This is a genomic window from Acidobacterium sp. S8 (genome assembly GCF_009765985.1).
Classification (GTDB): Bacteria; Acidobacteriota; Terriglobia; order Terriglobales; family Acidobacteriaceae; genus Alloacidobacterium.
This window is the reverse complement of record NZ_LMUM01000034.1, coordinates 254,240-275,922: the sequence shown is the minus strand read 5'-3', so window position 1 is coordinate 275,922 and position 21,683 is coordinate 254,240. Positions and strand designations below refer to the sequence as shown.

The 21,683-nt window shown below is 57.0% G+C and carries 13 protein-coding genes; 11 read left to right on the top strand and 2 right to left on the bottom strand.

The genetic code is table 11. The features are described 5' to 3' along the window. Nucleotides 1-17 precede the first annotated feature (17 nt). Nucleotides 18-2,021 carry a hypothetical protein gene (locus GSQ86_RS16395; protein WP_158751010.1) on the bottom strand — a complete coding sequence of 668 codons (2,004 nt, stop codon included), beginning with the start codon at nt 2,019-2,021 and terminating at the stop codon, nt 18-20. Nucleotides 2,022-2,529: 508 nt separating this feature from the next. Between GSQ86_RS16395 and poxB the strand changes: the two genes are divergently transcribed. The 5 genes from poxB to GSQ86_RS16370 all read left to right on the top strand — a co-directional run bounded on the left by poxB (nt 2,530) and on the right by GSQ86_RS16370 (nt 10,974). Continuing rightward, entirely contained in the window at nt 2,530-4,254 is a 1,725-nt protein-coding gene (gene poxB / locus GSQ86_RS16390; protein WP_158751009.1) for a ubiquinone-dependent pyruvate dehydrogenase, read from the top strand. Between the two features lie 29 nt (nt 4,255-4,283). Then, a complete protein-coding gene (locus GSQ86_RS16385) occupies nt 4,284-5,990 on the top strand; it encodes an NAD-dependent malic enzyme (protein ID WP_158751008.1) in 1,707 nt (568 codons plus the stop codon). A gap of 21 nt (nt 5,991-6,011) precedes the next feature. Continuing rightward, nucleotides 6,012-7,433, top strand: a complete 1,422-nt coding sequence (fumC, locus tag GSQ86_RS16380; RefSeq protein ID WP_158751007.1) for a class II fumarate hydratase — start codon at nt 6,012-6,014, stop codon at nt 7,431-7,433. 24 nt (nt 7,434-7,457) lie between these two features. Next, a complete protein-coding gene (locus GSQ86_RS16375) occupies nt 7,458-8,372 on the top strand; it encodes an EamA family transporter (RefSeq protein WP_158751006.1) in 915 nt (304 codons plus the stop codon). Between the two features lie 124 nt (nt 8,373-8,496). Then, a complete protein-coding gene (locus GSQ86_RS16370) occupies nt 8,497-10,974 on the top strand; it encodes an ABC transporter permease (protein ID WP_158751005.1) in 2,478 nt (825 codons plus the stop codon). A gap of 171 nt (nt 10,975-11,145) precedes the next feature. Here the strand turns inward: GSQ86_RS16370 and GSQ86_RS16365 are convergent, their stop codons facing one another. Beyond that, entirely contained in the window at nt 11,146-12,012 is an 867-nt protein-coding gene (locus GSQ86_RS16365; protein ID WP_158751004.1) for a LysR family transcriptional regulator, read from the bottom strand. A gap of 142 nt (nt 12,013-12,154) precedes the next feature. On the opposite strand from GSQ86_RS16365, the gene katG reads away from it, so the two are divergent. The 6 genes from katG (at nt 12,155) to GSQ86_RS16335 (ending at nt 21,680) form a co-directional block, all read left to right on the top strand. Beyond that, the gene (gene katG, locus GSQ86_RS16360) at nt 12,155-14,416 is read left to right on the top strand and encodes a catalase/peroxidase HPI (protein WP_158751003.1); all 2,262 of its coding nucleotides are present in this window, start codon (nt 12,155-12,157) and stop codon (nt 14,414-14,416) included. Between the two features lie 361 nt (nt 14,417-14,777). Beyond that, nucleotides 14,778-15,641, top strand: coding sequence for a ComF family protein (locus GSQ86_RS16355; RefSeq protein ID WP_158751002.1), 864 nt, complete (start codon nt 14,778-14,780; stop codon nt 15,639-15,641). A gap of 46 nt (nt 15,642-15,687) precedes the next feature. After that, nucleotides 15,688-16,290: an HNH endonuclease gene (locus GSQ86_RS16350; RefSeq protein ID WP_216841189.1), complete on the top strand. Its 603-nt coding sequence runs from the start codon at nt 15,688-15,690 to the stop codon at nt 16,288-16,290. A gap of 208 nt (nt 16,291-16,498) precedes the next feature. Then, entirely contained in the window at nt 16,499-19,132 is a 2,634-nt protein-coding gene (gyrB, locus tag GSQ86_RS16345) for a DNA topoisomerase (ATP-hydrolyzing) subunit B (RefSeq protein WP_158751001.1), read from the top strand. 113 nt (nt 19,133-19,245) lie between these two features. Beyond that, entirely contained in the window at nt 19,246-19,974 is a 729-nt protein-coding gene (nth, locus tag GSQ86_RS16340; protein ID WP_254062441.1) for an endonuclease III, read from the top strand. Between the two features lie 149 nt (nt 19,975-20,123). Beyond that, nucleotides 20,124-21,680, top strand: coding sequence for an ankyrin repeat domain-containing protein (locus GSQ86_RS16335; RefSeq protein WP_158751000.1), 1,557 nt, complete (start codon nt 20,124-20,126; stop codon nt 21,678-21,680). Nucleotides 21,681-21,683 lie beyond the last annotated feature (3 nt).

The following is a 21,683-nucleotide window of genomic DNA, read 5'->3' as shown; positions in this document are numbered from 1 at the left end:
CTTCAAACGCCGTATTGTTACGGCGTCATAGGTAAATCCATTCCCGGATTCTTTGGGAAGAAATGGAATGGACGAATATCGAAGTCATGCCACATCACAGGCATCTGTGGCCAGTCTTCTGGACGCGGGACATGGTGGAAACCAACCGTATACCAGGCAACGATATCGGTATTTTCGATGCTGCGATTCTGCTTCACCCACGCGGGGAGCCCATCCTTATCTTTACTGTTCGCAACGTAGGTGCCGGCAGCATAGAACTCCGACGGATCGTATGGTGTGACCCAGAGCTGATGCGATGAGAAACCGGCGCGACGTTGCGGCCACTCACTATCAGGCAATAGAGAAGCTGCTGTTTCTCCCGGCATGATCTCGAAGCTTGTTGGATAGCCGTATGGATCGTGCATATCCTGGCTTACAAAACGCCACATCGTAGGATGATGCAGGTCGAGATCCTGCATGGCATCGCCTTCTGTTTTCACCATCGTCGGCTGCATCGCCCATATCACGCGGCGTGGGCTCGGATTGTCCTTTGGCAGCTGGTATTGCACCAGCTTGTCAGCCATGAACGAGTTCTTGGGCCCATCCACGTCGAGATCAAGTCGGAAGCTGAAGAAATGATCGTGATCGACACCATCCACTCCCGGCGCAACCAGTTGGCCGAATTCAACCGGATTGCCCTTTTCATCCTTTGCCATCAGGTCATCGGACATGGGACCATCGACAGTCTTTTCTTTCACGGGCTTTACTTCAAGAACTCCCGTGGCGCCCACGGCCACGCGAATGGTACCCGTCTGCTCGAACCGCCAGTCAAGCAGGTAGTCATAATTCCCCACCACTGCTACCGTGCGCAGCACAAGTTCGCGCGACGGTCTGCCGGAGACTCCGGCCTCGTCGCCATGACGCCACGCCGGATCGCCAATCGTGCGCTCGAACATGCATGCCATCTGCGGTCGAAGAACCGGATGGCCGCTCGTGTTATAAAACACGCCGCTGAAGAAGCTCGCATACGACGGGCAGTCAACGCCTGCAAGTAGCGGCTTGATGGTACCGATGCCGTCGTAAGTAAAATATTCGCCCGCATCGATGAAAACATGCGAGTTCCACGTCTCTTCCGGGTCCTGGTACGGAACGTATAGCTCCGAGAGCGAGCCCTCATACATCACCGAACGCAGCTTGCCGCCATCATTGATAGACGCGAGATTGATCACCGTTCCGATACGCGGATCGAGACGGAAGCGGAAGCGCCAGTTTTGCCAGCTCACTTCTCCATCCTTGATGGTGAAGCTTGGCCCGCCGGGCTGCGAGACGATGATGGGCTGTGTACCTGGCAGCGCAGGGCCGCCGTCTGCGTCATAATTATTGGAAGGCGGCGGCATAGGCACTGCGCCATAATCGTTGAAGCGGATAATTTTCTTCGCGTTCATGTCTACGGTAAAAAAGATTCCGCCTATTTCACGGTCCCACATACCGGTGGCGCCTTCCGCGTCCATACAACCGCCCCATCCCAGGCGCTTGCCGTCCTTCTGCTCAGGTAAATCTACAAAGCCCGCAGGAACGGCATAACAGGTCACCACTTTCAGGTCAGTAATGCCGCGCTTCTTCAGCGCTTCTACAACACGCGGATCGTGCTTGATCGCATCTTCCACCCCATGTCGCTCATCATCCGTAAAAGGCGCCTGCACACCTTTTAACTCGGTGAAGCTTTCAAGCTTCTCGCCGCTGATATCGACGAGCGCAGCATAAGAGTGGCCCTTGTCGAAAAGAACAACATCGGCTTTACGTGAAATCGGATCTCCCGTCTTCCATGCCAGGACCTGGTCCTTGGGCGGCTCATGAAAAAGTACGCTGGCAAACGCTGTCGATTCCTCAACATGGCCGGCGGCACGGAGCACTCTGTAAGCCGTCCAGTATTCATCGGGAGTAAGTGCGTCCAAAGGATGATGAACGCTCGGCGGCAGTGCAAAACTGCTGACCAGACTGCAAAAAAAGAATGACAAAACGACAGAGAGACGATGGCCCACTTGAAATGCCTCCAAAAAAGCGGAACGGTATATAGGGCTGCGAGGTACTAAAATACTACGCACGATGACTGTAGAAGGGCGCCTTCTGCCTGAGGCTGGGAACTACCTCGGCAGGCCTAAAAGGCGAAGTGCAAAATTGAGTTGGTTCAGTTATCGAGCAGCCGGACGACCGCGTCAAGACGTTTGTTGCTGGATACGTCGAAATTTCTGTGCGCCATTAAACTCTCTTATATCCGCGCAAAACAAATATGAATGGGACTATGAACAAGTCCGATTCATACATTTGCCAATATGAACGGCCGGCATTCGTTCGTGAGAAATTCGCGGCTTACCTTAAAACATCTGCAAGCGCTTGGACCAAAGCCCAGGCATTAAGATCACGAGGCCTGCTTCAGTCCGCTGATCATTGCTCCCAATAATGCGGGATAATTATAGCCACTGGGAATATCCACTCGTCAGCCACTCAGTTGTTTGTCCCGTGTTTCAAAGACAAAAGGAGCAGAACGGCATGGCAAAGAAAGTAGCCGAGATATTCATTGAGACCCTCGTCAACGCGGGCGTGAAACGAGTCTATGGAGTGGCGGGCGATTCGCTGAATGGTCTGACCGACACCATCCGCAAAAGTAAGGAAATTGACTGGCTGCACACCAGGCATGAAGAAGTAGCCGCCTTCGCTGCCGGCGCAGAAGCCCATCTCACTGGAAAGATCGCAGTCTGTGCCGGCAGCTGTGGCCCTGGCAATCTTCACCTCATCAATGGTCTTTTCGACTGTCACCGCAGCCGCGTGCCAGTGCTCGCCATCGCCGCGCAGATTCCCAGCCACGAACTCGGAAGCGGCTATTTTCAGGAAACGCATCCTGAATCTCTCTTCAAAGACTGCAGCCATTATTGCGAGCTCGTTTCGCAGCCCGATCAGATGCCGCGCGTGCTCGGCATCGCCATGCGTACAGCCATCCTGAAGCGTGGCGTTGCCGTCGTTGTTCTTCCTGGAGACGTTGCTCTGCGCGAATGTCCATCGCCTGCACTATCACTCGGTATCGAAGACTCCGCACCCGTCATTCGCCCGTCAGACAATGAGATCCAGCGCGCCGCGGCGATTCTTAACGATGCGCGCAAAGTGACCATCCTTGGCGGCGCTGGCTGTGAAGGCGCTCACACAGAACTCGTCGCAATGGCCGAACGATTGAAAGCGCCGATTGTCCATGCGCTGCGCGGCAAGGAATTCATCGAATATGGCAATCCTTATGACGTGGGAATGACCGGCCTGCTGGGCTTCTCTTCCGGCTATCACGCCATGATGAACTGCGATGTGCTGCTGATGCTGGGGACGGACTTCCCCTATCAGCAGTTCTATCCGAGGAACGCAAAGATTATTCAGGTTGACCGGCTCGGCGAGCAGATAGGACGGCGCACCACCGTCGATCTTGGCCTTATCGGAAACGTGAAGGATACTCTGGACGCTCTAACTCCATACATCGATCCCAAAGCCGATCGTTCGTATCTCGATACATGCCTCAATCACTATAAGAATGCTCGTCAGGGACTTGATGATCTTGCCGTAGGCGAGCCCGGTCGCACGCCCATTCATCCGCAATATGTCGCAAAAATTCTCGACGAGGTTGCATCCGAAGACGCCGTCTTCACCTGCGACGTGGGCACGCCTACGGTGTGGTCTGCACGCTATCTTCACATGAATGGCAGGCGCAGGCTGCTTGGTTCCTTCACTCACGGCTCCATGGCAAACGCACTGCCACAGGCCATCGGAATACAAGCGAGCCATCCAGGTCGGCAGGTCATCACACTCTCCGGAGACGGGGGCCTTGCCATGCTGCTCGGAGATCTGTTGACGCTCAAACAACTCAATCTGCCGGTTAAGGTCGTGGTCTTCAACAACAGCTCGCTCGGCTTCGTGGAACTGGAAATGAAGGCAGCCGGACTTGTCGATTACGGCACAGACCTCGTCAATCCCGATTTCTCCAAGCTCGCCGAATCAGCCGGCATCCTCGGAATTCGCGTCGAGAAGCCGGAAGAACTGCGCCCGGCTTTCGCCCGCGCGCTCGCTCACAATGGGCCTGCCCTGGTCGATGTCCTGGTCAATCGACAGGAACTTTCGATGCCGCCGACCATCAATCTCGAACAGGCTTGGGGCTTCAGCCTCTACATGATTCGCGCTGTGCTCAGCGGACGCGGTGACGAAGTCATCGACCTGGCCAAAACCAACCTTCTGCGCTGAGGATGTAATCCACCAGAACAGGAGGAGCAATGATGAGCGCATACGATCAGGAAGAATCAGCCGAAAAGACCTGCTTTATATCTCTTGCCGGCTTCAACCTGATCAATTCTCCTCGCCTGAACAAGGGAACAGCGTTTACCGATCAGGAGCGCGATGAGTTTTCCCTCCACGGCCTGTTGCCGCCCCATGTCGGAAATCTCGAGCAACAGATCGAGCGCAGAATGCAGGCCTTCGATCAGCAGCCGACTCCGTTCAGTAAATACGCTTTTCTCCGCGACCTGCAGGATACGAACGAGACGCTCTTCTACGCAATGCTCGTGCGCAACATCGACAAGATGCTACCCCTCGTCTACACGCCAACCGTAGGCGAAGGCTGTCAGCGCTTCAGCGAAATATGGAGAAAGCCGCGTGGATTATTTCTCAGTTACCCCAATAGAGACCGCATCGCGAAAATACTCAGCCACCGGCGCTACGACGACATAAAGTGCATCGTCGTCAGCGATGGCGAACGCATCCTTGGCCTTGGCGATCAAGGCGCCGGAGGGATGGGGATTCCCATCGGCAAGATGGCTCTCTACACCGCGCTTGGAGGCATTCATCCGGAACATTGCCTGCCGATTCTGCTCGATGTAGGAACAGACAACGATGAAAGATTGAAGAATCCAATCTACATCGGATGGAGACACCATCGCATCCGCGGACAGGAATACGACGACTTCGTTGAAATGTTCGTCTCCGCTGTGAAAGCGCGTTGGCCGCATGTGCTTCTGCAATGGGAAGACTTCGCAGGTTCCAATGCAGCCCGCCTCCTCGCTCGCTATAGAAATCAGCTCTGCACCTTCAACGACGATATTCAGGGCACCGCTGCGATCGCGACAGCAACATTAGTCTCCGCCGTCAACGTAACCGGCAACCCACTGGAGCAGCAGAAGATTGTCGTCTTCGGCTTCGGAAGCGCAGGCCTGGGCATCGCCGACCTGCTGTCAAAGTTCATGCAGGACAATGGTCTCTCGGAAGAAGAGGCGCGTTCCCATTTCTATGCAGTCGATCTCTACGGCCTGATCACTGAAAATCGTAAGGATGTGGGAGCCGACCAGCGGCCTTATGCGCGCAAAGAACAGGAAGTACGAAACTGGCGGCAATCGGATGGAGAGATTACGCTCCTCGACGTAATCCGCAATGTGAAACCCACGGTCCTCATCGGTGTCTCCGGTCAGGGTGGCGCATTTACTGAGCAGGTCGTGCGCGAGATGGCGAAGCATAGCGCTCGCCCCGTGATATTCCCTCTCTCGAATCCAACCTCTCGCAGCGAAGCTACTCCGCAGGATCTGATCAACTGGACGGAAGGCCGTGCACTCGTCGGTACTGGGAGCCCCTTCGATCCAGTCGAAGTCGGCGGAAAGAAAATCCACATCGCGCAGACCAACAACTCTTACATCTTCCCCGGGCTGGCTCTCGGGATCATCGCCTCCAGATCGAAGCATGTAACTGACACCATGGTGAAAGCGGCGGCAACAGAGCTGATTCGCCACCTCCCCACGCAGACCAATAAAGAAGACAGCCTGCTTCCGCCACTCTCTGAAGCCCGCAATCTCGGGCGTTTGATCGCACACGCCGTGGGCCAACGGGCGATTCAAGACGGACAGGCGCAGATCAATGGCGAAGACGCATTGAACCGCGAGATCGAAGCCAATATTTGGGAACCAAAATATCAGCTATATAAACGCAAGGAATAGCACGCAGCGGAGAAAACGATCATGCCAGCCAGCGAAACAAATCATTCCTTTCGGATCGAAGAAGACGCTCTTGGAGATGTGGAGGTGCCGTCCGAACATCTTTGGGGGGCGCAGACGCAGCGATCCCACATCAATTTCCTCATCGGCGTAGAGCGCTTCCGCTGGGGCCGTTCTGTCATACGCGCGCTTGGTATTCTGAAAAAATCTGCTGCGCTGGCAAATGGCGATCTAGGCCAGCTTTCGAAAGAAAAAGTCGATCTGATCGCGCGCGCCTCTCAGGAAGTCATCGACGGTCGCTGGGATAACGAATTCCCCTTGGTCGTCTTTCAGACCGGCTCCGGCACGCAGACCAATATGAATGCCAACGAGGTAATCGCCAATCGCGCAATCCAACTCGCTGGCGGCGTTCTCGGATCGAAGAAGCCGGTTCATCCCAACGACGATGTCAACCGCAGCCAGTCGTCGAATGATACCTTTCCAACCGTGATGCACATCGCCGCCGTCGAGACGATCGAAAACATACTCATTCCTGCGGTCGACGAACTCCGCAGTGTGCTCGATGAAAAAGCGTGGGTCTACACGGACATCGTAATGATTGGGCGAACCCATCTTCAGGACGCAACTCCGCTCACCGTCGGACAGATGATCTCTGGCTGGGTGGCACAGCTTGAACAGTCTCTCGAAGGCATTCGCAAGTCGCTCCCGCTGATCTATGAATTAGCCATCGGCGGCACAGCCGTCGGTACAGGACTCAACGCCGATGCACGCTTTGGCGAAGTGGCATCGCACCACATTGCCGAAGAAACCGGTAAGCCATTCATCTCTGCTCCCAATAAATTCGCTGCACTCGCCGCCCATGACGGCATAGTTACAGTAAGCGGAACGCTGCGTACGCTCGCAGGCGCGCTGATGAAGATCGCTAACGACGTCCGCTGGTATGCTAGCGGCCCGCGAGCAGGTTTAGGCGAGCTCAAAATCCCCGAGAACGAACCCGGTTCTTCCATCATGCCCGGCAAGGTTAATCCCACGCAGTGCGAAGCGCTCACCATGGTCGCGGTGCAGGTCTTTGGCAACGATCATGCTGTCGCCTTCGCCGGCTCCCAGGGAAACTTTCAGCTCAATGTCTACAAGCCCGTGATCCTGCATAACGTTCTTACATCCGCCGAACTCCTTGCCGATGCCTGCCGGTCCTTCACCGAGCACTGCGCCAGAGGAATTGAACCAGACGAAAGACGGATCAAGGACAATCTAGACAATTCGCTCATGCTCGTCACGGCCCTCAATCCGCATATCGGATACGAGAAGGCGGCGAAAATCTCCCTCACCGCTTACCGCGAAGACATCAGCCTTCGCGAAGCAGCTCTTAAGCTGGGCTTCCTTACTGGAGAACAGTTCGATCAATGGGTGCGACCGCAAGACATGACGCACCCGCTCAAAAAGTGAGATACACGCGCGTTATGCTATACCATGTCCATCCGCAAGCTGCTGGCCTACGCTGCAATTTACATTCTGTGGGGCGGCTCCTTCCTCGCAATCCGTGAAATCGTTGCCGCAGTGCCACCGTTCTTTGCTGCTGGTTTCCGTTTCGCTCTCGCTGGATTATTACTGGTCCTCTACAGCTATCTGCGAGGTGAATGCATCTGCTCGTGGCGGCAATGGCTCGGCGCGGGTGCGCTCGGCTTCATCATGTTCACCTGCATGTATGCGGGACTCTTCTGGGCTGAGATTCAAGTGCCATCAGGGATTGCCGCTGTCATCTCCGCCATGATTCCAGTCTGGATATTCGTCGGCGAGCTCACGATCCTGCGATCGCAGAAAGCCTCGGTGCTCTCCATCATTGGAGTCTTTCTGGGCTTCGTCGGAGTCGCCATGCTCGCTCTGCCGTCGTCTCATTCGTCAACTCATATCTCAACCTTGGCATTGCTCATTCTCATCGCTGCCACGCTCTGCTGGGCTGGTGGAACACTCTGGTCGCGCAGTCTCTCTTTGCCGAAGCCCCAGACACTCAATGCCGGATGGCAGATGGCCGTTGGCGGCGGCCTGATCTTCGTGCTCTCCGCATTGACGGGAGAACTAAGCCGCATGCCGCCAACAAACGTGCTCCTTCGGCCGCTCATTCTCGGCAGCATGGCTTATCTTGTGGTGGCGGCCTCGATCATAGCCTTCACCGCTTATGTGTGGCTTATTGCCAATGAACCTACAACCCGCGTCGCCAGCTATGCGTATGTAAATCCAGTCATAGCCCTCTTTGCCGGAGCTGTGCTCGCAGGCGAGCGGCTGGCTCCATTTCAACTCGTAGGCGTCTTTCTAGTCGTTGCCGGGGTCTTTTCGACGCTGATGGGAAAGCAGGCGGCTCCTGCGACGAAGAAGATCACCGTTTAACTGCCTAAGACAACTACTCTGGAACTTCCGGAGATTTCCTGACGTACGACGTATCACTAGACCTGGCGTGGGAGAGCTGCGCCTTATCCGGGCAAAATTTGCATGATCGAGCGAGGCGTGTCGCATGGCAATGTTCAACGATCAACTGAAGCAGGTCCTGCGCAGGCTAAGCCGCGCGCCACTCTTTACCACCATCACGCTGCTCACGCTCGCCATTGGTGTAGGCGCGAATACCGTAATCTTCAGCGTCGTCGATGGTGTTCTTCTCAAGGCGCTGCCCTATACCCATCCTGAACAGTTGATCGGCGTCTGGCACACCGCGCCCGGAATCAACATCAAGGAACTGAATATGTCGCCGTCGATCTACTTTATCGACCGCGAACAAAACACCACGCTCCAGGACATCGGCGTTTACGACAGCGATTCGTTGGATGTGACCGGAGCTGGAGAACCGGAACATCTGCGAGGGCTTGATGTCACCGATGGTACGCTGCCGATTCTCGGCGTCGCTCCCACGCTGGGACGCTTATTTACCCGCAAGGACGACTCTCCCGGCGCGCCACAGACCGTTCTGCTCTCCTATGGATACTGGCAGAAGAAGTTTGGCGGCGAATCATCCGTCATCGGACGCTCGATCACAGTGGACGGCAAGCCGCGGGAGATCATCGGCGTTCTGCCCAGAGATTTTCATTTTCTCGACTATGAAGATGCAGCGCTGGTGCTGCCTTTCCAATGGGACCGCAGCAAGACAAAGCTCGGCAACTTCAGCCAGAGCGCTCTTGCCCGCTTAAAGCCCGGAGTGACTATGGCGCAAGCCAGCGCCGACATGGCGCGACTGCTTCCGGTAGTTCTGCGCAGCTTTCCTGCTCCCGAAGGGTTTAGCCCCACCATCTTTGAAAAAGCTCGCATCATGCCCAATCTTCGGCCGCTGAAGCAGGACGTTGTCGGCGACATTGGCAATGTGTTGTGGGTGCTCATGGGTTCAATCGCTCTGGTTCTCATGGTCGCCTGCGCAAATGTCGCCAACCTGCTGCTGGTACGTGTCGAAGGACGCCGTCAGGAGCTGGCAGTTCGCTCCGCCCTCGGTGCCGACTGGAAGCGCATTGCGGGAGATCTACTTTTTGAAAGTGTCGTTCTTGGCATTGCAGGCAGCCTGCTTGGTCTAACACTCGCTTACGGCGCACTGCGGCTTCTCGTGGCGATTGCGCCCACTGGCCTGCCGCGTATCCATGAAATCGGCATCAATATTCCCGTTCTGCTCTTCACGCTCGGTCTCGCTCTTTTCACCAGCCTCCTGATTGGAGCCATTCCTGTCCTCAAATATGCCGGCGCAAGCGTAAACAGCAGCCTCCGCGAAGGCGGCCGCGCGTTGAGCCAGAGCCGCGAGCGGCATCGCGCGCGCAAGGCCCTCGTCGTCGTGCAGGTAGCGCTCGCGCTGGTCCTGCTGATCTGCTCCGGACTGATGATCCGCACATTCCGCGCCTTGATCCACGTCTCTCCAGGCTTCGTTCAGCCGGAAGCCATACAGTCTTTCCGTTTCTACATTCCGGAAACGCAAATCCCGGACTCTCAGCCTGAGCGCGTGATCCGGATGCAGCAGGATATTCTCGACAAGCTCGCAGCAATTCCCGGCGTCTCTGCCGTCAGCTTCTCAAGCGCGGTCCCCATGGATGGGCGCGATTCAAACGACGTATTGTTTGCCCAGGACCATGTGTATGGCGAAGGTGAGCTGCCTCCAATTCGCCGCTTCAAATTCATCTCGCCCGGCTTCTTCGCAACCCTGGGAACACATCTTGTGGCCGGTCGCGATCTCACCTGGGAAGACACTTATCAGAAGAGACCGGTCGCCATCATCTCCGAAAATTTCGCGCGCGAGTACTGGCACGATGCAAACGGTGCGCTGGGCAAAAGAATTCGCGTGGCAACCACCGACGACTGGCGTGAGATCGTCGGAGTTGCCCAGGACATGCACGATGACGGCGTCGATAAGCCCGCGCCTTCGACCGTCTACTGGCCCATCTTTCCAATCAACTTCGAAGGCCAGAAACAGGACCTGCGGCGCGGTGTTGCTTTCGTCATCCGCAGCCCCCGCGCGGGCTCGCAGACCTTCATGAAAGAGATTCAGCAGCAGGTCTGGTCTATCGATCCGGATGTGCCTCTCGCGAATCCCGCGACTCTTGGCGAGCTTTATACGAAATCCATGGCGCGGACTTCTTTCACGCTGGTCATGCTCTGCGTCGCCGGAGGCATGGCTCTGCTGCTCGGAATCATAGGAATTTATGGCGTCATCTCATATTCCGTCTCACAGCGTACGCGTGAAATCGGCATCCGCATGGCCCTCGGCGCGCAGCGCAGCGCGTTGACCGCCTTGTTCGTCCGCCAGGGATTGTTGCTCACAGCCATAGGAGTAGCCTGCGGCCTCGTCGTCGCCTTCATCACCATGCGCCTGATGTCGTCGCTGCTGTTCAACGTAAGCCCGGTCGATCCGATCACCTACATCGCAATCACAGTCGGCGTGATCGCCACTTCGTACCTGGCTTGCTATCTGCCCTCCCGCCGAGCCTCGACGGTCGACCCCGTAGACGCATTGCGGGCTGAATAGAGTATTGTTGCCGCGAAACGGGCCACGAACCAGTTTGCCTCCAGAGTTTCCGAATAGACCTGATTCCGGAGTGAACTGGGGCTTGGCCATTTCTCGACGTTCAATGCGCGCATTGGCGAGTTGGAGTTATTTGAGACGTAACCTTTCACCGCCGCGCGAATCGATGCTCTCCTAGTTTTTGATCCCTGACAAAAAGGCCTGCTGGACGCGGTTGAAGCTGCGTCCACGTAGAACAGCGGCGACGATGGTGCGCGTTGCTCGCGCATCGCTGAGACGTACATAGCGGCAGCCAGCGTTCCGGTCTATGGCCATCTCAGGAACGAGCGAGATGCCGACGCCGGCGGCAACCATTCCAAAGAGGCTGCTGAACTGGCCGCTTTCAAACGCGATGCGCGGCGTCACGCGGGCATGCGTGCAGGCGGCGAGGCTGAGGTCACGGAAACAGTGGCCGTCGCGCAGCATGACGAAGGACTCTCCGCGGAGATCTTTGAGGGCAAGTGATTCGGCTGCGGCAAGGGGATGATTTCTGGGTAGCACGGCGAATAGCGGTTCGGTGCGAAGAGGAAATAGCTCCAGGTCTTTGTGACGCAGAGGGAGGGCAAGAATCGCCAGATCGATCGACAGGTCCCGCAGGCTTTCGACCAGGACCGGCGTTGTATCTTCAACGATGCGCAGTTTCGCCTCCGCATATTTCTTCGCAAAGGCCGTCGTATAGCGCGGCATAAGGTAGGGCGCAATGGTCGGGATAATACCTACGGCTACGCTGCCGCGAACGTCCGCGCATTTATCGGCTACGTTTGATCGTGCCATCTCCATCTGACTCAGAATGGAGCGAGCGTGGGGCAGAAAGGCGTGACCGGCCTCAGTGAGGCGCACGCTGCGGCCCAGGCGGTCAAAGAGCTTAGTTCCTAAATCTTCCTCGAGCTTGAGGACCTGTTGCGAGAGCGAGGGCTGGGCAACCTGGCAGCGTTCTGCGGCGCGGCTGAAACTGCCTGTATCGGCGATTGCACAGACGTAACGAAGTTGGTGAAACTCCATAGGTGATACCTATACTCAGGATGCGATCTATGTATTGGAACTATCTGACTTCATAATGCTACATTCATCTGGTTGAGACAAACTATATGCGGGCCGCAGCAGACCCAGGAGTTTGACTCAAGCAGCCAAAAGGAGAGAAAGCATGGCAACCGAAGCAAAGTGCCCATTCCATCACGCCGCAGGTGAAGGCACGTCGAACCGTGACTGGTGGCCGAACCAGTTGAAGCTGAAGATACTGCACCAGCACTCATACCTGTCCGATCCGATGGACAAGGACTTCAACTATGCCGAAGCGTTCAAGAGCCTCGACCTGGCAGCCGTGAAGAAAGATATTTTGGCGGTGATGACTACCTCGCAGGACTGGTGGCCAGCAGACTTCGGCCACTACGGACCTTTATTCATTCGCATGGCGTGGCACAGCGCCGGAACATATCGCACGGGCGATGGTCGCGGGGGTGCCGGATCCGGCCAACAGCGCTTCGCGCCTCTCAACAGCTGGCCCGACAACGTGAGCCTCGATAAGGCGCGCCGGCTGATCTGGCCAGTGAAGCAGAAGTACGGCAACAAAATTTCATGGGCCGACCTGATCATCCTCACTGGCAATGTTGCCCTGGAATCGATGGGATTCAAGACCTTTGGTTTCGGCGGCGGGCGCGAAGATGTGTGGGAGCCCGACGAGGACGTTTACTGGGGCACCGAGACCACGTGGCTGGGCGGCGATCTTCGCTATGGCAAGGGCCAGTCCGGTGACGGCGTGCTCGTGGCAGACCCCGAGATGCATGGCACCGAACATGATCGCACCGCCGGCGGCTCCAACGAGCGCAATCTGGAGAATCCGCTCGCAGCGGTGCAGATGGGCCTGATCTATGTGAATCCGGAAGGCCCGGATGGCAACCCGGACCCTGTTGCCGCAGCCCACGACATCCGCGAAACCTTCGCCCGCATGGCCATGAACGACGAGGAAACAGTAGCGTTGATCGCCGGCGGTCACACCTTCGGCAAGACTCACGGCGCCGGCCCGTCGTCCAATGTGGGGCCTGAACCTGAAGCCGCCGGCATTGAGGAGCAAGGCCTCGGCTGGAAGAACAGCTTTGGCACTGGCAAGGGTGGCGACACGATCACAAGCGGCCTCGAAGTCGTCTGGACGACCAAGCCGACACAATGGAGCAACGAGTTCTTTGACCACCTGTTTCGCTATGAGTGGGAGCTGACCAAAAGCCCTGCCGGAGCGAACCAGTGGAAGCCGAAAGATGAAGCAGGCAACGGCACCGTGCCGGATCCGCACGATCCGTCAAAGCGTCGCGGGCCGTCGATGCTGACCACGGATCTCGCCCTGCGCCTCAATCCTGACTATGAAAAAATTTCGAGGCGCTTCTACGAGAATCCGGATGCGTTCGCCGATGCCTTCGCCCGTGCGTGGTTCAAGCTGACGCATCGCGACATGGGTCCGCGCGCACGCTATCTCGGCCCGGAAGTCCCTGCCGAAGTGCTCATCTGGCAGGATCCCATTCCCGCCGTCGATCATGAGCTGATCAATGAAGAGGATATTGCCACGCTCAAGGGTAAGATTCTGGCTTCGGGCTTGTCTGTCTCTGAGCTGGTTTCGACCGCCTGGGCATCGGCGTCCACTTTCCGTGGCTCCGACAAGCGTGGCGGCGCCAACGGCGCCCGTATTCGCCTGACGCCGCAGAAAGACTGGGAGGCCAACCAGCCTGAGCGACTCGCGAAGGTGTTGAAGACGCTCGAAGGTATCCAGAGCGAATTCAACGGAACGCAGGGCGGCAAGAAGGTCTCGCTCGCTGACCTGATTGTTCTGGCGGGTTGCGCCGGTGTTGAGCAGGCGGCGAAGAATGCCGGCCACGATGTGACGGTTCCGTTTACACCGGGGCGCACGGATGCTTCTCAGGAGCAGACCGATGTGGAGTCTTTCGGTGTGCTCGAGCCGGTCGCGGATGGCTTCCGCAACTACCTCAAAAAGAAATACAGCGTATCGTCGGAGACGTTACTGATCGATAAGGCCCAACTGCTGACGCTGACCGCGCCTGAGCTGGCGGTACTCGTTGGCGGCCTGCGTGTCCTCGGTGCCAACGTCGGACAGGCAAAGCATGGCGTCTTCACCAAACGGCCGGAAGCACTGACCAATGACTTCTTCCTCAACCTGCTCGATATGGGCACGGAGTGGAAGCCGGTCTCAGACGCCCAGGACGCATTTGACGGGTATGATCGCAAAACAGGTGAACTCAAGTGGACCGGCACACGTGTCGATCTCATCTTCGGTTCAAATTCCCAACTCAGGGCCCTGGCTGAAGTCTACGGAAGTTCGGACGCGGAAGAGAAGTTTGTTCATGACTTCGTAGCGGCCTGGAACAAGGTGATGAACCTTGATCGTTTCGATCTTGCGTAATCTCGGAAGGTAGGCCTGAGAGTCTTACGCCGTTCAACCTCGACCTAACGCCGGATTATCCGAATCGGGTCGAGGTTCGGGTGGTGCCTGCTTTGGGAATGGCGATAACGGACCAAATCGCTGATTGATTTCCCTGCAGCTTCCGCTGAGTGCCGGTATGTTGTCTGCCGCTCAGAAATATGAATTCAAACTGACACGCTCCCGAAACCGAAGCACCTGGATTTGTGCAACGTTTCGCTGTATACTCCTGTGCAACGGTGGTTCAGACCACCGTGAGAGGTGCGTCTTCCCTAGTCAGCGTGATGCAAACGCGCTCGACGTTCGACAGACCGGTACCTCAGCATGGAGAGCGGTCGCTCGCGTGCTGCGAAGTCCGGTAGACAGTCTCGGCTGCGCCCTCTTTCCTGCTCCATGCCGCCTCTGTGGCGAATCTCTCCTGCATCTCTCTCGCGTCCCTGTCTGCAATTCCTGCTGGCAACAGCTCCCCGAACAAAATGAAATTCTCTGCGCGATTTGCGGCGAAGCCCTCGGAATTCAGGACTTTGGCGAAGCCGACCGCTTGCTCTGCCGGTTCTGCCGCACCACTGCGCCGCCCTTTGAGCGGGCCGTTGCTCACGGACTTTACCAAGACAAGCTCCGGGAACTGCTGCACCTGCTGAAATACGACGGAATGGAACCTGTGTCTGCGCCGCTGGGTCAACTGCTCGCCCGGCAGATCGCCGCAGTCGAAGGAATACCGAAGAAGCTGGTCGTGGTTCCCGTTCCGCTCTTCAGAAGCAAGCACCGCCAGCGGAGCTTCAATCAAGCCGAATTGCTGGCCAGGGCCGCGATCAAAGCGCTCAGGCAGGCGCGCCCCGAGTGGAAATTGAGCGTGGCTGCGGGCGTCCTCGAACGCCGTCGAGCCACGGAAAGTCAGGCGGGTCTAACCCCGCACCAGCGCCGCGCCAACGTGCGCGGCGCTTTTTTTGTTTCTGCGCCGGAAAAGATAAAGGGCGCAGACCTTCTTCTGATTGACGATATTTACACCACAGGAGCGACGGCTCGAGCATGCGCGCAGGCGCTGCGCAGGGCGGGTGCAGCGAGCGTGTATGTGGCCACGGTAGCGCGGGCGCAGCGGCAGGAACGAATCCAGCCGCCAGTCTTGCCCGCCACTTTGGCGCCGATGCACGAAGATGTGGCGTTTTGGGATGCGGAGTTGGTTCCTGCGGTTCGCGGCGGCAGCTAGCCGGGGGCTGTGCTCATCAGGTCTTTGATCGAGATTTGGGGGAGAGATGTCATTGGGAAGAGCCATGATTCACGCACGCAAACAGAAGCACACCGCCGTCCCGCGCGAAAATGTGCGGCCGCAGATCGCGACAACCCTGCAGGCGCCAGTGCTGGTCCTGAACGCCTCCTATGAACCCATTAACATCTGTGGAGCACGCCGCGCTCTGGTGCTGGTCCTCAAAGGCGTCGCCAAGACCGAGGAAGAGCAGGGAGCCACGCTGCACGCCGCCCGTGTCCGCATGCCCATGCCATCGGTGATCCGTCTGCTCGAATACCGCCGAATTCCCCATCAGACGCGGGCCTTGTCGCGAAAAAATATCCTGCTGCGTGACCGCAACAGCTGCCAATATTGCGGCGTTGTGCTCCCGGCGGGTGAACTGACGCTCGACCACGTCATCCCACGCTCCCGCGGCGGCCTCTCCACCTGGGAAAACCTCGTCGCCTGCTGCCACAGCTGTAACCGGCGTAAAGGAAACCAGTTATTGCACGAGTTACAGGACATGAAACTGCTCAGGGAACCCCGTCCATTTACCCTCCACACCAGCCGTCACATCATGCGGATGATCGGCCACAGCGACCAGAAGTGGCGGAAGTATCTTTACTACTGAAAAAGGGCGTATTTGGTGCGTTTTTTGCATCGAAATGCGCCCAAAATGCGGCCTTTTTCGCCCCTGGAAGATACTCAAAAATACCCCTCCGGCATGCTATAATTGACAAGAGAATCAGGGCAAAAACCTCTTCGCTATCAATCTGTTAGTCCAATTTCCAGCCGGTCCGGCTGAGCGGCGATTGAAGGCTTTGCCTTGCCGGAGTTTCATGTCCACTAAAGAGCTTGCCGTTTCAACAACTTCCCTCGCAGAGCTGGATTCCTCCCCTGAACCAAATGGCCAGAAAAACGGATACACCGGCGACAACATCAAAATTTTGGAAGGTCTGGAGGCCGTTCGGCTGCGCCCCGCCATGTACATCGGCTCGACCGGCGAGATGGGGCTGCACCACCTGGTCTATGAAGTAGTCGACAATTCGGTCGATGAAGCGCTGGCAGGGCACGCGAAAAGGATTGAAGTCGTCATCCATGTTGATAACTCGATTACCGTGGTCGACGATGGCCGTGGCATCCCTGTCGATGACATGACGCTGCCTACGGGCGAGAAAATGGCTGCAGTGCAGGTGGTCCTGACCAAGCTGCATGCCGGCGGTAAATTCGATTCGTCCAACTACAAGGTTTCCGGTGGTCTGCACGGCGTCGGTGTCTCCTGCGTCAACGCGTTGAGCGAAGAGTTCGATGTCGAAATCTGGCGCGACAACCACACCTACGAGCAGGATTACGAGCGCGGTATCCCGGTATCGAAGCTGCGGCAGACAGGCACCTCGAAGAAGCGCGGCACCAAGGTCCACTTCCTGCCGGACAAGAGCATCTTTACCGTTCTCGAATACAACTACGACACGCTGGCGCAGCGGCTGCGTGAACTAGCCTTCCTGAACAAGGGCCTTGAGATCTCGCTTACCGACGAGCGCACTACCGACGCAAAGACGGGTGAAGCGAAGCGCGCCGACTTCAAATATGCAGGCGGTATCGCCGAGTTCATCAAGCACATCAACAAGGGCAAGCAGATTCTCCACGACAAGCCGATTGTGATGGAAGCAATGCGCGACGGCGTCGATATGGAAATCGCCATCCAGTACAACGATGCTTACTCGGAGACGGTTTTCACCTTCGCCAACAACATCAACACCGTCGATGGTGGCACGCACCTCTCCGGCTTCAAGACGGCGCTGACGCGCACCATCAACGCCGCAGGCCAGCAGATGGGCCTCTTCAAGGACGTGAAGGAAAACCTCTCCGGAGACGATGTCCGCGAAGGGCTGGTTGCCGTCATCAGCGTAAAGCTGTCGCAGCCGCAGTTTGAAGGCCAGACCAAGGGCAAGCTGAACTCCGATATCGCGGGAACCGTACAGGCGCTCGTAAACGAGAAGCTGGGCATGTTCCTCGAGCAGAACCCTCAGGTCGCCCGCAAGATCATCAATAAGGCGATTGACGCGGCTCGCGCACGCGAGGCAGCGCGCAAGGCGCGTGATCTCACTCGCCGCAAGGGCGCGCTCGACGGCGGCGGACTGCCGGGCAAGCTGGCCGATTGCAGCGAACGCCGGCCAGAACGCTGCGAGCTCTATCTGGTCGAGGGTGAATCCGCAGGCGGAACTGCCAAGCAGGGACGTGACCGCCGCTTCCAGGCGATCCTTCCCCTCAAAGGTAAAATTCTCAATGTCGAGAAGGCCCGCTACGACAAGATGCTGGGCCACGAAGAAATCCGCGCCATGATTACGGCGCTCGGCACCGGCATTGGCAAGGAAGATTTCGATCCGGCCAAGCTGCGCTACGGCAAGATCATCCTGATGACCGACGCCGACGTCGACGGTTCGCACATTCGTACCCTGCTGCTGACCTTCTTCTTCCGCCACATGCAGGAGCTGATCAAGCGCGGGCATGTCTACATTGCGCAGCCGCCGCTTTATCGCATCAAGAAGGGCAAGTTCGAGCAGTACATCAAGGACGACCGCGAGTTCGTGAAGGTTATGGTCAAGCGTGCCTCGGATGGCATGATTGTCCGCCACGGTGAGAACGCCACCAAGCTCGAAGGCGCGGCTTTGACCAAGTTCATGGGTCATCTGAACGACTACATCGGTTTCTTCGATAAGGTGAACAAGCGGATGCGCAACGACGAGGTGACCGGCCTCTTTGCGAAACTCTTCGCGCACGAAGGCAAAGAGCCTGCGAAACGCTCCGACTTTGAAGGCGACGGCGCAAGCGTTCCGGCGAAGCTCACCGAGTTGCACGGCGAACTCAAGAAGATCGAGAAGAAATATCAGTTCAAGGGCGTCGATCAGCCAGTCCACGACGAAGAGCATCAGACCTGGTCGCTGATTTTCCACGATGCGCAGGGCGCAGAGCGCAAAATCGACTGGACCTACGCCTCAGCTCCGGAGACACGGCAGATGCTGGCCAAGTACTCGCAGATTAAAGACGCGCTGGAACCGCCGTTCCTGATCGAATATGCGAGCAAGACGGCAGCGACTACCGAGCCCGATCCGGAAGAGACGGAAGGCGAGACCACGGGCGAGATCGAAGCGGGCAAGCCTGCTCCCAAGCGCGTAGGCCGCGCTTCTCATGAACCGGTTGAAAAACACACCCCGCAGGAGCTGTTCGAGTACGTCATCGAGCAGGGCCGGCGCGAATACCAGGTACAGCGCTATAAGGGTCTGGGCGAGATGACTGCGACCCAACTCTGGGAGACGACGATGGACCCCGAGCACCGCACGCTGCTCACCGTGAAACTTGAAGACATCGCCGAAACCGAGACGATCTTCACCACACTGATGGGCGAAGATGTCGAAGCACGGCGCAAGTTCATCGAAGACAACGCGCTCGATGTAAAGAACCTGGATATCTAAGCGCAGCTTTGTGTTTGAATCAGAAAAGAGCGGCCATGGCCGCTCTTTTCTTTTTATGACAACACTAATGACCCCATCTTGTTCCAGATTGAAAAGGTCATAACATAGATATTGTGAGTCCTTTTCTTTTTCAGGACACGCGGCTTGAAGAGCTGCATCAGGCATTGCTGGCCGCCTACGGACCTCCGCCACAGCGTGAATGCTGGCCCCCTTTGCGTCAGCTTGTGTATTCCATGCTTTCATCACGTACCAAAACAGAGGTTTCCCATGAAGCGTTGTACGCACTTGAAAAACGTTTTGCTACCTGGAAACAGGTGCGCGATGCGCCCGAACAAGATGTGTTGGAGACAATCGCTGTTGTTAAGTTTCCGGAAAAGAAAGCTCCCGCCCTGCAAAAGGCATTGCGGCGCATTACCCGCCAGAACGGCGGTAAGCTGAATCTTGATTTTCTGCATGGCCATAGCGAAGAGCGCATTCGCCGCTGGCTGGAATCCTTCGAAGGCGTAGGCGCAAAGACCAGCGCTTCGGTCGTAAACTTCAGCACGATTCGCGGTCGCGCCATTGCTGTAGATTCACATCATGATCGCATTGCGAAACGCCTGCACCTCGTGCCGCAAAGCGTGACTGCAGACGAGACCGAGCGACGGCTTCTGCAGATGGCGCCTGTTTCCTGGACTCCGGCGATGCTGGACGAGCATCACAGCCTTGTGAAGCGGCACGGCCAAGTGCGGTGTACCAAAATTGATTTTGAAAAGCACTGCGCTGCCTGCCCTCTACTGGCGATGTGTCCAACGGGCGCGGAAATCGTCGACGGTAATAAATCAAGCCGGAAATTCGATTGATCCACTCATTTTCGCTACAATTCTTTTGGCGTTGCAGGACGCCTCCGGGCCCGCGGGAAGGGTTGAACCCACTTGCCAATTCACCAAAGGTTAAAAGCCTTTATGCAGCCGGATTGCGGGCCATCGGCATGACCACGCATGGAGGCAACATGAAACAACTTCCCGAAGTTCCTGACCTTTCTCACCTTAAAAAACAAGCCAAGCAGCTGCTGCGCGCCTGCAAAGAAAACGATCTCACCGCAGTACATCGAATTCGTGAATCTCTCCCATCCGCTTTGTCCATTGAGCAGCCTCGGTTGCATGACGCTCAATCCTGTATTGCACGCAAATACGGGTTCGCATCGTGGACCGCGCTAAAAGCTCATGTCGAACAGAAGACCCTTGCACGATTAAGCCAGGAAGAAGCCGTGCTGCGATGGCTCAAACTCGTTTATGGCGCAGGCTACGATGCGCCGAGGCCACAGTTGGCGATCCGCATGCTTCACGACCGTCCCGATCTGCTTGGCGACGATCCTAACCTTGCATGCGCAACAGGAAATGAAGATCTGCTGCGCCGCAAGCTCGCCATCGATCCTGCATGGGTGCATGCAGCGGGTGGTCCTCTGCAGAGGCCTCCTCTGGTAGCGGTTACGCATTCAAGCCTGGTTAGAGATGACGCATTCGCAGACGCCTTGCTGCGTTGCGCCAAATTGTTGCTCGATCATGGCGCGAATCCCAATCAGTCATGGACCAACCCGGACTACCCTGACTGGCCGTTGAGTGCTCTGTTCGGCGCGGCGGGACAGAATCACCACGCCGGTATGACGCGCCTTCTGTTGGAGCGTGGGGCGAATCCGAATGACAACGAATCGCTCTATCACTCGATGGAGAGCAGCGATCTAACCTGCACGCGGCTGCTGTTGGAAGCCGGAGCGAAAGTCGATGGCACAAACGCTGTCGGTCATGCGCTGGATTACGACAGACCGGAAGGCCTGAGGCTGCTGCTTGCCCACGGAGGCAATGCCGGACACCCCGGCGCTTCGGACTTCCCCATCTTCCATGCCATCAAGCGAGGCCGCTCGATCGAGCATATTCAAATGCTGCTCGATGCCGGAGCAGATAAAAACGCAGTGAACGCAGATGGCCAGACACCGTATCGATTTGCTCTTTCGTATGGACTACCTGAAGTGGCCCAGATGCTCCGTACCTCTGAAACCGACGCCACGCTTTCACGAGAAGATGCATTTGTTGCGGCGTGCGCGCGTGGCGACAGCAACGAAGCGAAACGGCTGCTAGCTGAAATGCCGGATATAGTACAAAAGCTCTCGGAAAAGCAGCTGAAACAGCTACCGAATCTGGCCGCACAAGGAAACTTTGCAGCCGTGAAAACGATGGTGGAGGCAGGGTGGCCGATCCAGGCACGCGGTGGCGACTGGAATGCCTCAGCGCTCAATCTCGCTGTCTTTCGCGGGGATGCCGATATGACGGAATTCCTGCTCAGCCATGGCGCGGACTGGCAGCAGAAACATGGCTTTGGTGGCAATGCCAGGGGCACCCTCGGCTACGCATCGAACAACAACGCAGAAGAGTTCGCAACGGGCAACTGGCTCGCCTGCGCGAAATCTCTGGTCGCGCATGGCATGCCTCTTCCGCCGGAAGAAGACGACTATTCAGAGGAGATAGAAGAATATTTTGACGGCCTGCGTGCCGCAGCGGAACCGACATGATGC